The sequence below is a fragment of the Luteolibacter arcticus genome (assembly GCF_025950235.1).
In the GTDB taxonomy this organism is placed as follows: Bacteria; Verrucomicrobiota; Verrucomicrobiia; order Verrucomicrobiales; family Akkermansiaceae; genus Haloferula; species Haloferula arctica.
This window is the reverse complement of sequence record NZ_JAPDDT010000001.1, coordinates 551,106-564,807: the sequence shown is the minus strand read 5'-3', so window position 1 is coordinate 564,807 and position 13,702 is coordinate 551,106. Positions and strand designations below refer to the sequence as shown.

General features: G+C 62.5%; 12 protein-coding genes. 6 read left to right on the top strand and 6 right to left on the bottom strand.

Going from position 1 to position 13,702, the window contains the following annotated elements:
• Position 1: 1 nt before the first annotated feature.
• Positions 2 to 1,543 (bottom strand): bifunctional phosphoribosylaminoimidazolecarboxamide formyltransferase/IMP cyclohydrolase, encoded by a 1,542-nt coding sequence (gene purH / locus OKA05_RS02305; RefSeq protein ID WP_264485475.1) that lies wholly within the window; start codon positions 1,541 to 1,543, stop codon positions 2 to 4.
• A 93-nt stretch (positions 1,544 to 1,636) separates the two neighbouring features.
• Positions 1,637 to 2,491, bottom strand: coding sequence for a fumarylacetoacetate hydrolase family protein (locus OKA05_RS02300; protein ID WP_264485474.1), 855 nt, complete (start codon positions 2,489 to 2,491; stop codon positions 1,637 to 1,639).
• Between the two features lie 420 nt (positions 2,492 to 2,911).
• Between OKA05_RS02300 and tgt the strand changes: the two genes are divergently transcribed.
• Genes tgt through OKA05_RS02280 form a run of 4 tightly spaced genes read left to right on the top strand, consistent with a single transcriptional unit; the run spans position 2,912 to position 7,561 of the window.
• Positions 2,912 to 4,042, top strand: coding sequence for a tRNA guanosine(34) transglycosylase Tgt (tgt, locus tag OKA05_RS02295; protein ID WP_264485473.1), 1,131 nt, complete (start codon positions 2,912 to 2,914; stop codon positions 4,040 to 4,042).
• Entirely contained in the window at positions 4,042 to 4,374 is a 333-nt protein-coding gene (yajC, locus tag OKA05_RS02290; RefSeq protein ID WP_264485472.1) for a preprotein translocase subunit YajC, read from the top strand. The genes tgt and yajC overlap by 1 nt, the downstream gene beginning before the upstream one ends.
• A gap of 40 nt (positions 4,375 to 4,414) precedes the next feature.
• Complete coding sequence (secD, locus tag OKA05_RS02285; RefSeq protein WP_264485471.1) at positions 4,415 to 6,856, top strand: protein translocase subunit SecD; 2,442 nt, start codon at positions 4,415 to 4,417, stop codon at positions 6,854 to 6,856.
• 18 nt (positions 6,857 to 6,874) lie between these two features.
• Entirely contained in the window at positions 6,875 to 7,561 is a 687-nt protein-coding gene (locus OKA05_RS02280) for a hypothetical protein (protein WP_264485470.1), read from the top strand.
• 122 nt (positions 7,562 to 7,683) lie between these two features.
• Here OKA05_RS02280 and OKA05_RS02275 read toward each other — a convergent pair whose 3' ends face one another.
• Positions 7,684 to 8,514 carry an EF-hand domain-containing protein gene (locus tag OKA05_RS02275; protein ID WP_264485469.1) on the bottom strand — a complete coding sequence of 277 codons (831 nt, stop codon included), beginning with the start codon at positions 8,512 to 8,514 and terminating at the stop codon, positions 7,684 to 7,686.
• A 139-nt stretch (positions 8,515 to 8,653) separates the two neighbouring features.
• Between OKA05_RS02275 and metF the strand changes: the two genes are divergently transcribed.
• Positions 8,654 to 9,562 (top strand): methylenetetrahydrofolate reductase [NAD(P)H], encoded by a 909-nt coding sequence (gene metF, locus OKA05_RS02270; RefSeq protein WP_264485468.1) that lies wholly within the window; start codon positions 8,654 to 8,656, stop codon positions 9,560 to 9,562.
• Positions 9,563 to 9,578: 16 nt separating this feature from the next.
• Here metF and OKA05_RS02265 read toward each other — a convergent pair whose 3' ends face one another.
• On the bottom strand, positions 9,579 to 11,192 hold the full coding sequence (locus tag OKA05_RS02265) for a hypothetical protein (RefSeq protein WP_264485467.1): 1,614 nt from the start codon (positions 11,190 to 11,192) through the stop codon (positions 9,579 to 9,581).
• Between the two features lie 104 nt (positions 11,193 to 11,296).
• Between OKA05_RS02265 and OKA05_RS02260 the strand changes: the two genes are divergently transcribed.
• Entirely contained in the window at positions 11,297 to 12,076 is a 780-nt protein-coding gene (locus tag OKA05_RS02260; protein ID WP_264485466.1) for a segregation and condensation protein A, read from the top strand.
• 5 nt (positions 12,077 to 12,081) lie between these two features.
• Here the strand turns inward: OKA05_RS02260 and OKA05_RS02255 are convergent, their stop codons facing one another.
• Both OKA05_RS02255 and nadC read right to left on the bottom strand, forming a co-directional pair.
• Complete coding sequence (locus OKA05_RS02255; RefSeq protein WP_264485465.1) at positions 12,082 to 12,831, bottom strand: biotin--[acetyl-CoA-carboxylase] ligase; 750 nt, start codon at positions 12,829 to 12,831, stop codon at positions 12,082 to 12,084.
• On the bottom strand, positions 12,828 to 13,679 hold the full coding sequence (gene nadC / locus OKA05_RS02250; RefSeq protein WP_264485464.1) for a carboxylating nicotinate-nucleotide diphosphorylase: 852 nt from the start codon (positions 13,677 to 13,679) through the stop codon (positions 12,828 to 12,830). The genes OKA05_RS02255 and nadC overlap by 4 nt, the downstream gene beginning before the upstream one ends.
• Positions 13,680 to 13,702: the final 23 nt, after the last annotated feature.

Below are 13,702 nucleotides of genomic sequence, written 5' to 3'. Positions count from 1 at the left end.
CTCAATGGCGGAAATGCCGGTGACCCGTGAAGATCATCGCCAGGCCCGCGGCGTCCGCGGCGTCGATGACTTCCTGGTCACGCATCGAGCCGCCGGGCTGGATGCAGGCGGTGGCACCGGCTTCGATCGCGGCTTGAAGGCCATCGGCGAAGGGGAACATGGCGTCCGAGGCGATGACCGAGCCCTTGAGCTCGAGTCCGGCTTCCTTCGCCTTCCACACCGCGATGCGAGAGCTGTCCACACGGCTCATCTGGCCGGCACCGATGCCGAGCGTGCGATCGGACTTGGCGTAAACGATGGCGTTCGACTTCACATGCTTCACCACGCGCCAGGCAAAGCGCATCGCGCGCATTTCCTCTTCTGTTGGCGGGCGCTTGGTGACCACTTTGCTCTCCAAGTTGTCGAGGCCGAGCGCGGTGTGGTCGCGGTCCATGACCATGAGACCGCCCGGGCAGGAACGGATGACCGGTGCCTTTTTCGCAGAGAGGTAGGCGTCGTTCAGCTTCATGATGCGCAGGTTCTTCTTCTTCTGAAGGACGGCGCGGGCTTCCGGCTCGTAGTCCGGCGCGATGATGACGTCGGTGAAGATCTCGGAAATGATACGGGCCACGCCTTCAGTGAGCGGGCGATTGCAAACGATCACGCCACCGAATGGAGCCTGGCGGTCGGTCTCAAAAGCCTTCTGCCACGCGATGCGCAGGTCCTCGTCATCCTGGCCGACGCCGCAGGGATTGGTGTGCTTGAGGATGCCGATGGTCGGGCGGACGAAGTCGAGGATCAGGTCGGCCGCAGCCTCGATGTCGAGGATGTTGGTGTAGCTGAGTTCCTTGCCTTGGAGCTGGCTGAAGCAGCTCTTGAAGTCGCCGTAGAGCGCAGACTTCTGGTGCGGGTTGTCGCCGTAGCGCAGCTCCATTTCGAGCGGCAGGCTGACGGTGAAATTGCAGCGCGTCCCCTGCTTGCACTGGCCGAGGAAATTCGAGATCGCAGCGTCATACTGCGAGGTGCGGAGGAAGACCTTCACCGCGAGTTGCTCGCGGAAGCCGAGCGTGGTGTTGCCACCGTGCTCCTTCATTTCCTCGATCACCTTCTCATAGTCGCCGGGGTCGGTGACCACGGTGACCGAGGCATAGTTCTTCGCCGCGCTGCGCAGCATTGAAGGACCACCGATGTCGATGTTCTCGATCGCGTCCCCCAGCGTCACACCCTCTTTGGCAATGGTCTGCTCGAAGGGATAAAGGTTCACCACCACGAGGTCGATCGGCGGGATATTGTGCTCCTTGGCTTGGGCGAGGTGCTCCTTGTCGTCGCGCTTGTGGAGCAGGCCGCCGTGGACCTTCGGGTGGAGCGTTTTCACGCGGCCTTCGAAAAGCTCGGGCGCACCGGTGAATTCGGACACATCCATTACCGGCAGACCTGCCTCGCGCAGGGCCTTGGCAGTGCCGCCGGTGGAAAGGAGTTCGACGCCCTGCTCATGGAGCTGCTTGGCAAAGTCGGCGAGTCCGGTCTTGTCAGAGACGGAAAGGAGAGCGCGTGCAATGGGCATCAGAACGAAATGGTTGGTGGTAGAGGCAGGGGCGACCCGCCCCGCGTAGTCGCCGGTCCGGCGGGGGGCAAGCGCGGAGTGCGGCGGGGAAATTCAGTGGCTGGCTACGATGCGCTGTTTCATCTCCCCGATGCCTTCGATGCCAAGTTCCACGCAGTCACCGGGGGAAAGGTAGCGTGGCGGCTTCATTCCCATGCCGACTCCGGCGGGGGTGCCGGTGGCGATCACGTCGCCGGGCAGCAAGGTCATGAAGCGGCTGATGTAGCTGACCAGATGGCGGACGCCGAACATCATGTCGCCGGTCCAGCCGTTCTGGCGGAGTTCGGTGTTCACCTTGCACCACAGGCGCAGGCCCTGCGGGTCGGAAATCTGTGAGGCCGGCACCAGCCATGGGCCCATCGGCCCGAAGGTGTCGTGGCTCTTCCCCTTGGTCCACTGGCCACCCATTTCCTTCTGCCAGGCCCGTTCTGAGTAGTCGCAGAATACCGAATAGCCGGCCACGTGATCGAGGGCGTGCTCCTCTTTGATATTGGAAGCGGTCTTGCCGATGATCACCGCGAGTTCGACTTCGTAGTCGAGCTTGGTGGAGCCGGGCGGAGTGACCACGTCGTCGAAAGGCCCGGACCAACAGGTGGTGGCCTTCATGAAAAGCACCGGCTCGGTCGGGATCCCCTCCCCGAACTCCTTGGCGTGCTCCAGGTAGTTCTTGCCGACGCAGACGATCTTCGACGGCCGGTCGATTGGCGGGCCGAGGCGGGCCTCGGGCGGGACTTCCTCGGCATCGGGGCAACCGTCATCAACCCAAGCTTGCAAGGCTTCCAGACCGCCGAAGGCGAAAAAGGACTCGTCGTAGTCGGTGAATTGACCGCCGACATCCAGGCGGCGGCCATCCTCAAGAATCACTCCGGGTTCCTCGCGGCCGGGCTCACCGTAGCGGATCAGTTTCATGCATGGTTCCTAACAAGCAGCGCGACCGCTGGCAATGCGGGGCTCTCCGGGCCTTTTGCAATCGTCACAAGCGGTTGAAAATGCGACTTTTCCGCCCAAGAACATGGTTTCCTTGGCAATCAGGCTCACTAAATGCTTTTCAATCCCAGATATTTCAGGCAAGGTCTGGACGCGCTGGACCGCTTCGGCATCCAGCGTCTTGGCCGTGCCGAGTCGCGAATTCCACTGACGGATTTGACCTCTGGGGGGAGATCAACCGACTGAAGTCGCGGCGGAGGCCGGTCATTCCTGAAAGGGCGCGAATCTGGACTCCGGGGGGAATCTTGTTCGCGCCCTTTCTCTTCCCTTGTTAGGAGCACGAGATTCGCCTGAACGGAAAGGTTGCCCGACGGGGCATTTGCCCGTAAACCGCGCGCCCCGATGTTTCAGGTTCTTGCGCGCGATCCTTCCTGCCTCGCCCGGCGTGGCCGCATGGAGCTGGCCCATGGCACGGTGGAGACACCGATCTTCATGCCGGTGGGCACGCAGGGCACTGTCAAGACGCTGCACCCGGACGAACTGGAGTTGCTTGGCGCGCAGATCATCCTCGGAAACACCTACCACCTGTGGCTGCGGCCCGGGCCGGAGACGATCAAGGAACTGGGCGGCCTGCACAAGTTCGCCACGTGGGACAGGCCGATGCTAACCGATTCCGGCGGCTTCCAGGTCTGGTCGCTGGCCAAACTCCGCAAGATCACCGAGGAGGGCGTGCGCTTCCAGAATCACCTCGATGGCTCGCGGATGATGCTGACGCCGGAGCTGAGCATGGAAATCCAGGCGGCGCTGGGTTCGGACATCGCGATGCTTTTCGATGAGTGCCCGCCCTACCCCTGCGAGCGGGCCTATGCCGAGAAGTCCCTGGGCCTCACCACCCGCTGGGCGAAACGCTGCAAGGACTGGGTCGAAACGAACCGGCCGGCCAGCGGCGATGGCATCCAGCGGCACTTTGGCATCGTGCAGGGCTCGATCTGGGCCGATCTGCGGGAGAAGTCCGCCCGCGAACTGGTCGACCTGGACTTCGACGGCTACGCGATCGGCGGCGTCTCGGTGGGAGAGCCGGAGGAGGAAATGATGCGCGCCGTGGAGCACAGCGTCCCATTCCTTCCGGAGCATAAGCCGCGCTACGCCATGGGATTGGGCACGCCGCCGCAGATTCTGGAAATGATCGGCCGTGGCGTGGACATGTTCGACTGCGTGATGCCGACCCGGGTCGCCCGGCACGGCCAGGCCTTCACCCTCGACGGTCCCATTCACATCAAGAATCTCGCTTTCGAAAGGGACCCCCGGCCCCTGTGCGAGAGCTCCCACCCGCACGTCGCGAGGTTCTCGCGGGCCTACATCCGGCACCTTTTCCGGGCCGGGGAAATCCTCGCTTTGCGGTTGCTTTCCTTTCACAACCTGCATTTCTTCCTGCGCCTTGCCGCCAACGCGCGGGAGGCCATCAGCGAAGGCAAATTCCTTGAATTCAAGGAGTCCTTCATCCGCCGCTACACCCAGTCGAAATCCGAATGATGCTTTCTTTTGTCACGCTGCTTGCCCAAGCACCAGCCGGCCAACCCTCAGGCGGCCTCTTTGCCCGGCCGGAAATCATGATGGTCCTGATGGTCGTCATGTTCTACTTCCTGCTGATCCGTCCCCAGCAGCGGCAGCGCAAGGAGCTTCAGAAGCGCATCGACGCCCTGCAGAAGGGCGACCAGATCGTGACCTCTTCCGGCAAGCATGCCATCGTTCACAACGTCAAGGACCGCACCGTGGTCCTGAAGGTCGCGGAAGGCGTCATGGAGGAATACGAAAAGTCCGCCGTCGCCACGGTCATCAAGAAGGAAGCTTCCACGACCGCCTGATCCGTTCGCGCCCCTTGCGCAACCCCTTCCCTTTCCCGTCATGCTCTCGTCCGCGCTGCTCGCCGTCTCGATCCTGAAGGATCCGATTCTCCTATTCCTCTCGGGTCTCGCCCTGCTGGTTTTGTTCTTCTGGTACTTCGCGACCGATTACGAAGCCCGCAAGCGCAACATCGGCACCTTCCTCATCTTCGGCATCTCCGCGCTCTGCGTGCTGGCCCTGTATCCGCCGAAGGAAACGCTCAACCTCGGCATCGACCTCGCCGGCGGCTCGTCCTTCACGCTGCAAGTGAAGCCGAAGATCGACGCGTCCAACAACCAGCCGATCCCAATCACCAAGGACGACGTCGAACAGGCGAAGATCACGATTCAGAAGCGCCTCGACGCCTACGGCACCAAGGAAGCGACTCCAGTCACCCAAGGGACTGACAAGATCCTGGTTCAGATGCCCGGCATGTCGCCCGAATCAGCAGCGGAAATCCGGAAGTTGCTTGAACAGGTCGCCCGCCTCGAAGTCCGCAAGGTCAATCCTGAAGGTTCCCAACCCGGTCCCAACGGCAAATCCCTGGCGGAACGCATCAAGGACAACGAGGAGCCGCGCATGCCCGGCTACAAGGTGTATGAGAATCATTCCGAGCACGAAGGCGTCAAGCACACCGAATACCTCCTGCTCAGCAACCGTGTCGCCTGGACCGGCAAGGACGTGCAGCAGGCTTATCCCGAGGCAATGGGCGGCGGTGTCAGTGTGGGCATCACGCTGACCAACGCCGGTGGCGACAAGATGATCGCCCTGACCAAGGATCTCGAGCCCGGCAAAGACCGCATCGCCGTGGTGCTCGATGGCGAGGTCATCACCGCCCCCGGCCTGAGGGAAGTACCGCTCGGCAAGCGCTTCCAGATCGACGGTCAAGAGAGCCTCGAAGAAGCCCGCGCCCTTTCCAATGCCCTGAAGAACCCGCTGGAGAATCCGCTCGAAATCATCGACGAGCGGACCGTTTCCCCGACTCTTGGCGCCGCGGTCGTCCAGCAGGGCGTGTGGGCTGGCGCGATCGGCCTTAGCATCACCGCCCTTTTCGTGCTGATTTACTACCGCGCTGCCGGCCTCGTGGCCTTGTTCGGTCTGGCCGTCAACACGCTGATCATCTTCGGCTGCATGGCCATGTTCGGCTTCACCTTCACGCTGCCCGGCATCGCGGGCATGATCCTTTCGATCGGCATGGCTGTGGATGCAAACGTCTTGATCTACGAGCGCCTTCGCGAGGAGATCGCCGCGGGCAAGTCGCTGAAGACCGCCATCGTGACCGCTTACGAAAAAGCATTCACCGCGATCTTCGACTCGAATCTCACCTCCTTCATCACGGCGGCCATCCTGCTGTGGATGGGTAGCGGCACCATCAAGGGCTTCGCCATCACGCTCGTGATCGGCATCGCGGCCTCGATGTTCTCCGCCATCCTGGTGACCCGGGTGCTCTTCCGCTGGAGCAACGACCTCAACATCTTCAAGAAGCTCAGCTTCCTCAACCTGATCAAGTCGACGAACATCGACTTCCTCTCGAAGACGAAGATCTCCTACATCGTCTCGGGCGCACTCATCCTCGCTGCCATCGGCGCGGTGACCATGCGCGGCGAGAAGAGCTTCGGCATCGACTTCATGGGCGGCACGTTGACCGAATTCCAGCTCGGTGAGAAACACCTCGACCAACAGGAAGTCGAAGCCGCACTCGGCCAGCTTCAGACCGAGAAGCGACCGGTCGTCCAAGTGGAAAAATCGATCACCGGCGAGTTGCTGACCGTGCGTAGCGCGAAGGGCGACGAAGGGAAGATTGAGGAGCATTTGCGCTCCACCATCCCGCTGCTTGGCGAGAAGGACGCAGAAGGAAAAAATGTGGTCCAGATGAGCACGACGGCCGTCTCCGCCGCACTGGGCAAGGACTACCTCATGGAATCTGGCCTCGCGCTGCTGCTTGGTCTGCTGGGCATCCTGATCTACATCACCATCCGCTTCGAGTTCTCCTTCGCGCTCGGTGGTTTCGTCGCGCTGCTTCACGACGTGGTGCTGTCGGCCGGTTTGGTAATCCTGTTCGGCGGGGAGCTTTCCCTGATCCACGTCGGAGCCTTGCTGACCATCGCCGGTTACTCGATCAACGACACCATCGTTATTTTCGACCGTATCCGCGAATCGCTGCGACAAGGTGACGGTGATGTGAAGCAACTGATGAACGAGGCGATCAATGCGACCCTGTCCCGCACCGTGCTGACCTCGCTGACCACCATCGCCACGGTGGCCATCCTCTCCGTCTTCGGTGGATCGGCCTTGAAAGACTTCTCCTTCATGATCCTGATCGGCCTGCTGATCGGCACCTACTCCTCGATCTTCATCGCCTCGCCGGTGGTGTTGTGGTGGAGCCAGCGCAAGGGCGGCAGCCTGCGGAAGGAAATCATGCACACCTCGCTGGCCGAGTCGGATATCCAACCCGTCCCGTAAGCGATCCATTCGCCCCGCATGAAACACCTCATCCTCGGTCTCGCGCTGCTCGGTCCCGCTCACGCCGAGACCACGGATGAGTTGCCGATCGGGATCGAAGTGGTCACGGGTTTCCGCACCGACTACGTCCATCGCGGGTTCCAACTCGCGGGGAGCCTGATCGACGTGCAGGCCGAGGCGGAGGTCGCCCTGAGCAATGACTGGTTGCTCGCCGTTGGCGGCTACTACGGCACCGCCACCGGGGATGGCGACTTCTCCGAAGCCGCTGCCTTTTTCGACCTTCGCTACGAGACGGAGAAGTGGACCGCCGCCTTCGGCACCACATGGCGCGACTACCAGGACAGCTTCTTCAAGGATGGCTTCGATCTGGCGCCGTCCTTCACGTGGCATCTCACCGATGACTGGGACCTCGGCACCGGCATCGCCTATGACACGGGCGACGGCGGTTTGTATGGCCACCTTGAGGCCAATTGGTCGAAGCCGACCGGCGAGCACTCATTCCTTTCCACAGAAGTCGGCACCTCGTGGACCGAGGACTACTACGGTAGCAGCGGCTGGCATGACCTGTATGCCCGTGTTGGCTGGACCTACGCGTTCAACCGCAATGTCTCGGTGACGCCCTTTGTGGGCACTTCCATCCCGATGAGCAGCGGCCCGGAACGCAACCGACTCTTTGGCGGCGTGTGGTTCGAGGTGAACTTCTGACTTCCGGCGCGCCGCGGGAACGGCGGTTGGCCTGGGAGCGCCGGTCTCCAGACCGGCTCGAATGGTCCTTCTCTGCCGGTCTGAAGACCAGCGTTCCCCGGATTCAATTCCCAAGAGCCGGGTCAGGGACCAACAGGAGCCCCATCCTTCTTTGGCCCCTCAGGCTTCGGGCCGTCCTGCGGCGGAGGGAAGTCGGCAGCGTCAATCTTGAGGTCCTTGTTGCGGTCCATTTCCTCGAAGCGGTCCTCCTGCTCGTCCTCACTCTTCTCCTTCAGGAAGCCGGCTTGGCGGAATTCCTCGAAGCTGAGAGCTGCATCGCCATTCTGATCGAGCTTGCGGACGATATCCGACGGGTTGCCGCCGCGACCGCCCTTGCCGTCCTCGCGACCCCCTTTGCCGTCTTTGCCATCCTTCTTCCCATCGCGCTTGCCGTCTCGGTGCGGCGGACCTTCGGGACGATCCTTCGGGGTCAGCGCCCCGTCGCCGTCCCGGTCCATGCGACTGAACATCTTCTGCTGCCGTTCTTCCGGAAGCTTGGCAACGAATCCAAGGTTCTTGAACTCCGTGAAGACGATCCGGCCATCCTTGTCCGCATCGACCTCTTCCAGCGGTGGCATGCCACCCTGAGGCCGCCGCGGCAATTCCTTCAAATCGATGCGTCCGTCCCCATCCTTGTCGAGCCGCTTGAAAATCTCGGTGCGCTTCTCCTCCGGAAGCTGGCCGGGACGCTCCATGGTCGCGAATTCGGCCGCGGAAATGAAGCCGTCGCCATCGGAATCGGCCTTCTTCCAGAAGTCCTGCATCCGTCCCCCGCGATCCTTGTCCTTGCCCGGACGATCCTTGCCACCCTCGCCTCGTGGCGGGGGCGGAGTGTCGTCGGTCTTCGGCGGTTCCTGCGCGAGGGCGGTGCCGACGAAAAGCAAGGCGATCCAAGGGGTGAGAGAGGAGTTCATGGGGCCGGAGCGAGAATAGCGGGACCGTTACGGTCCGCGAGGTGGAAAACTCCCCGGATCCTGCGAAGTTGCGACAGCGCCGGTTTTTTGCTCCCCACGCCGGGGCGCAGGCACCCATGCTGCGGCTGTCTTTCAGCGCATGCATATCCGCGACATCCTGGCGAACCGCCGTCCGACCTTTTCCTTTGAGTTCTTCCCACCGAAGTCCACCGCCGGGGTGGAGGACCTCTACAAAACCATTGTCGAACTGGAGGCCTATCAGCCGTCGTTCGTGTCGGTGACCTACGGGGCCGGCGGCAGCACGCGGGAAATGACCCACGAGCTGGTGGTGAAGATCAAGCAAACCACCTCCGTCCCACCGGTGCCCCACCTGACCTGCGTCGGTCACAGCGAGCCGCAGATCGAGGAGATCCTTCGCCGCTATGCTGCGGCCGGGGTGAGCAACATCCTTGCCCTGCGCGGCGATCCGCCCCGCGATTGGCCGGACTACGACTGGTCCGACTGCGACTTCCGCCATGCCGCGGACCTGGTCCGCTTCATCCGCAAGTTCAATGAATCCGGGGCGCATCCAGACCCCCGGGGCTTTGGCATCGGCGTCGCCGGCTTCCCCGAAGGTCACCCCACCACTCCCAACCGGCTGTTGGAACTCGATCACCTCAAGGCCAAGATCGATGAGGGTGCGGACTACATCTGCACGCAGTTGTTTTTCGACAACCACGACTTCTTCGACTTCCGCGACCGCTGCCGGCTCCATGGCATTCACGTTCCGATCATCGCGGGCATCATGCCGGTGACTTCGCTTTCCAGCATGAGCCGGATGGCCGAACTGGCCGCCGGCGCCCGCTTCCCGGCGAAGCTGCTGCGGGCGCTGGATCGCGCCAAGGGCGAACCCGCAGCAGTGGAGAAAGTCGGCATCCACTACGCGGCACAGCAATGCGCCGAGCTGCTCGACCACGACGTGGACGGCATCCATTTCTACACGCTCAACAAGAGCAAGGCCACCCGCGAGATCTACGCCAGCCTGGGGCTCGCTACCCCGGCGATCTGACGGGGATTCACGGCCGTCAGCGCTTTTCGGTGAGCTGGCTGATCTCCTCCGCTTGGCGGCGGGTCAGCTCGAAGAGTGTGCCATCCAGCGGCACATCCATGGCGATGCGGCCCGTGCCGGGGTCGACCGGAAAGGCTTCGCGCAAGGGCTGATTGCGATCAAAGGCTTCACCTGGGATCGTGATCCGCACGCCGCCGCTGCAGCGCAGGGACTGGGCGCGGCGGATCAGTTGCTCCTGTTCGAGTTGCTCGTCGATGCGCTCCTGGGCCCGGCGGTCGAAAATCTGCATGTCCTTCGAATCCGACGAGTTCGCCTTGCCCGCCTTTGAAAGAGACATCTCGTCACCCTTGGTGCTCTCGGTGGCAGCTTTCGCGTCGAAGACCGGGGCAAACCGGCCCGGAGAATTCGTACCCTCGGGGCCGGAAAGTTCCTGATCGGTCGGGTAGCGGACCTCCAGCAGACCCTGCATGGTCATCAGATCGCCCGCAACGAGGTCCACTCGGGTCAGCTTCAGCGAACCACCGCCGGTCTTGAGATGAAAGCTACCGCGGGTAAAGTCGACCTTGCGGTAGCTGTTGAAGCGGTCGGCCAAGGCCAGCGACTTCAGGAGTTCGATCCGCTCGCGAAGGCTGATCACGGAGCCCTCGGCCAACTTCACGTCGCCTTCGAACTGGATCCCCTCCACCGTATTGGTCGATCCGGATATGGCCAGTTCACCGGAAATTACTCCCTCCACCAGCGAGGTGGCAGCTTCCGGCAGCAACGACGAAAGTTCCACATTCGTAAACTCCACCTTGCCGGAGACCTGCGGCTTGTCGCCGCCTGTCACCGCCACGTTGTTGAAGACCACGGTGCCCTTGCCGCACTTGAACTTGCCCTCCTTGACGTTAAGTCCCCCGCGGCCGATCTCGACGATCATGCTCTCGATCGCGAGATCCCTGAGCCAGTTCTGGGAAAATCTGCCGCCGGTGAGGACCAATCGCCAGCCTTCCGGCGAGCGGGTCGCGATCATGCGGCTCTTTTCGATGCGGCCGGCCGCTCGCTGCGAGAATCCCCAGCGGAGCGACGCTTCATCCACTTCCACCGAGGAGAAGTCGAAGCCTGCCCAGTCGCGGAAAAGCGCGTCCCCCAGCAGTTTTGCCTGCTCCGTCGAATCGGTGCCCGCCTTCACCTCCATCTCCAGCCACTTTGCCTGCAAGGTGCCGGCCTTCCAGGTGCCGCTGAGGCCCGCCATCAGGGGCATCTTGAACCGGATGTTCCCGGCGTCCAAGCTGCGGAAAAAGCTCTTCTCGCCACCTTCCACGCCCACCCGGCGGATCTGGGCGTCGCCCTGTACCCGGCGAAGTTCCAGGATTTTCGCCTCACTGGCGGAAAGCCCCGTGGCCAATCCACCGTCGAGCGATTGGATGAAGGACCCCGAATCCACCCGCTTGATCAGGTAGATCCCGAATACGGCCGCCGCGACCAGCAGGGCGATCAGCACCTTGAAGCCCAGACGCGTCAGGTGACTGAGCGTCATTGCCCAGCCGCCGCCGCCCGACATCGAGTGCCGGAGCTGGAACCAGAAGCCTTGACTGGCGATCCACTGGCTCAGCTTCTGATTGAATGACTGCGTTTGATCCGCCTCCATGATAAGCCCCGCGGGGAGCGGCGGGATTACACCGGTGCAGCCTTACGCTTGCGAGCGCAAATTTCCCCTCGCCCGCCGGGGGGCGATCCCCTACCTGTCCGGCCGTGGAAGGCACCGACTACAAGGTAAAACTGGACATTTTCGAGGGTCCCCTCGATCTGCTTCTCTACCTCATCAAGAAGGATGAGGTGGACATCCACAACATCTCGATCGCCCGCATCACCAGCCAGTACCTCGACTACATCAACACGTTCCGACTCCTGAACATCGATCTCGCCGCCGAATTCATCTTGATGGCGGCGAACCTGATGTATCTGAAGAGCCGCACGCTGCTGCCGCGCCAGGACCAACCGCCGGAGGAAGACGCCGAGGAAGACGACCCGCGCTGGGAGTTGATCCGCCAGCTCATCGAGTACAAGAAGTTCAAGGACGCCGCCGGATTCCTCAGCCTGAAGGAGGTCGAGCAGGAAGGGTCGTTCGCCTACCAGTCGGAAAAACCGGATCTTCCGGAGGAACCGGTCAGCCTCGCCGAGGTGTCGATCTTCGACCTCATCCGGGCCTTCCAGAACGTGCTCAAGCGCTTCGAAGAGTCGCACGACCTCGGCGACATCGTCGATGACCGCTACACGGTGGCCGACAAGATCGAGATGCTGTTGTTCCGCTTCGTGCCGGGACAAGCCGCGCGCTTCGATTCCCTCTTCGAAACCGCGACCACCAAGGCGGAGGTCATCGTGACCTTCCTGGCGGTGCTGGAGCTGATGAAGATGAACCAGTTCATCCTGCGCCAGGCGCACATGTTAGGCGAGATCGAGATCGAACGGCGCCTCCACACCGCGCCTCATGTTGTGGAGGGAGAGGAGGAACTCGAGGAATCGGAAGCCTGAACGCCTCAGCCTTCCGCCAGCCGGATTTCCTCCGCTTGAACAATCCGGCGGATGCCCTCGGGAGTGCGGATCAGCAACTCACCGCCGTCGCCGATTCCGGCGGCTTCTCCTGCGAGAACTCCGTCGGCGCAGGTCAGGCGGATTTGCTTGCCAGTCAGCGCGCAGCGCTCGCGAAAGCGACGTAGCAGTTCATCGAAGTCCGCACCGATCTTGGCCTCCCATACCGGCAGGCGTTCCAACACGGAGGCGAGCACCAGCGGCAGTTCCGGGGCGTCGCCACACTCGAGGGCGAGCGAGGTGGCGCTGGCTGCCAGCATTTCGGGGAAATTCGTCACGCCGACATTGATGCCGATGCCCACGGTCACGAAATCTTCGCCGGCTTCGACCAGGATCCCGGCGATCTTTTTCCCGCCGATCCAGACGTCGTTTGGCCACTTCACCTCGGCGGCGACACCGTGACGGTCGAGTCCTTCCGCGACGGCGAGTCCGGCGGCGAGAGATAGCCGCGGCCAGAGCGACTTGGGCTCCGACGGGCGTAGTAGAACGGAAAAGGCGAGGCCTTCGCCCGGCGGGCAAATCCACGCGGCTCCGCGACGTCCCCTGCCCGCTTGTTGTCGTTCGGCGACGACTACCAAGCCTGCGGAAGCACCGGTTCGTGCCGCTTCGCGGACATCGTCGTTGGTCGAGCCGGTCGACTCCCGGAAGTCCAAGCGGAAACCAGCTGGCAGCTCGGCCTCTTGCCACATCGGACTCATTCGCGCTTCACGAAGTCCAATGCCAGATCGAGTGCCTTCACCGAATGCGTGATGGCCCCCACGGAAATGAAGTCCACTCCGGTCGCGGCGATGCCGGCGACGGTGTCGAGATTCACGCCGCCGCTTGCTTCCAACAACGGCGCCGCCTTGTCACCGCGCAATTCGACGGCTTGCCGCATATCGGCAAGACTCATGTTGTCGAGCAGCAGGTGATCGACACCTTCAAGCCCGAGGAATGCTTCGACCTGCTCCAGGTTGTCTGCCTCAAGCTCGACCTCCACATCCGGATGCTCGTCCTTGAGCTTGGTGATCGCTTCCTGAAGTTCCTCCAAGCGACCTTCGGCGACGAGGTGATTGTCCTTCACCATCACCCGGTCGTAGAGCCCCATGCGATGGTTCACGCCACCACCATGGGTCACCGCCAGCTTGTCCAAGTGCCGCCAACCGGGGATGGTCTTGCGGGTGTCCAGGATGCCGGTGTTGGTGCTCTTTACTGCCTCCACGAACTGCCACGTCGCACTGGCGACGCCGCTCATGCGTTGGAGGAAATTGAGCGCCGTCCGTTCGGCGGTGAGCACCGAGCGCGCCGGGCCCTCGATCTTGATCAGGAAAGCCCCCTCGGAGATCCGGCTGCCGTCTTCGACCAGCAACGTGGCATCGATCGACGGGTCCACCCGACGGAAGACTTCCAGTGCCACCTCGCCTCCGGAGAGCACCCCGGACTCGCGGGCCACGATGAAGCCCGTCGCACGGCGGTCTCCAGGGACGAAATACTGCGACGTCAGGTCCCCCGACCCGATGTCTTCTGTCAGGGCCGCCTGAATCAAACGCTCGATGCTTTCGTGCACGGGCGGATTTTTCTATGCCTTCC

What these genes read in the sequence shown, in the direction of transcription:
- OKA05_RS02300 (WP_264485474.1), bottom strand. Translation starts at nt 2,491, where the DNA reads ATGAAACTGATCCGCTACGGTGAGCCCGGCCGCGAGGAACCCGGAGTG.
- yajC (WP_264485472.1), top strand. Translation starts at nt 4,042, where the DNA reads ATGCTTTCTTTTGTCACGCTGCTTGCCCAAGCACCAGCCGGCCAACCC.
- metF (WP_264485468.1), top strand. Translation starts at nt 8,654, where the DNA reads ATGCATATCCGCGACATCCTGGCGAACCGCCGTCCGACCTTTTCCTTT.
- tgt (WP_264485473.1), top strand. Translation starts at nt 2,912, where the DNA reads ATGTTTCAGGTTCTTGCGCGCGATCCTTCCTGCCTCGCCCGGCGTGGC.
- purH (WP_264485475.1), bottom strand. Translation starts at nt 1,543, where the DNA reads ATGCCCATTGCACGCGCTCTCCTTTCCGTCTCTGACAAGACCGGACTC.
- secD (WP_264485471.1), top strand. Translation starts at nt 4,415, where the DNA reads ATGCTCTCGTCCGCGCTGCTCGCCGTCTCGATCCTGAAGGATCCGATT.
- OKA05_RS02255 (WP_264485465.1), bottom strand. Translation starts at nt 12,831, where the DNA reads ATGAGTCCGATGTGGCAAGAGGCCGAGCTGCCAGCTGGTTTCCGCTTG.
- OKA05_RS02265 (WP_264485467.1), bottom strand. Translation starts at nt 11,192, where the DNA reads ATGGAGGCGGATCAAACGCAGTCATTCAATCAGAAGCTGAGCCAGTGG.
- OKA05_RS02275 (WP_264485469.1), bottom strand. Translation starts at nt 8,514, where the DNA reads ATGAACTCCTCTCTCACCCCTTGGATCGCCTTGCTTTTCGTCGGCACC.
- OKA05_RS02280 (WP_264485470.1), top strand. Translation starts at nt 6,875, where the DNA reads ATGAAACACCTCATCCTCGGTCTCGCGCTGCTCGGTCCCGCTCACGCC.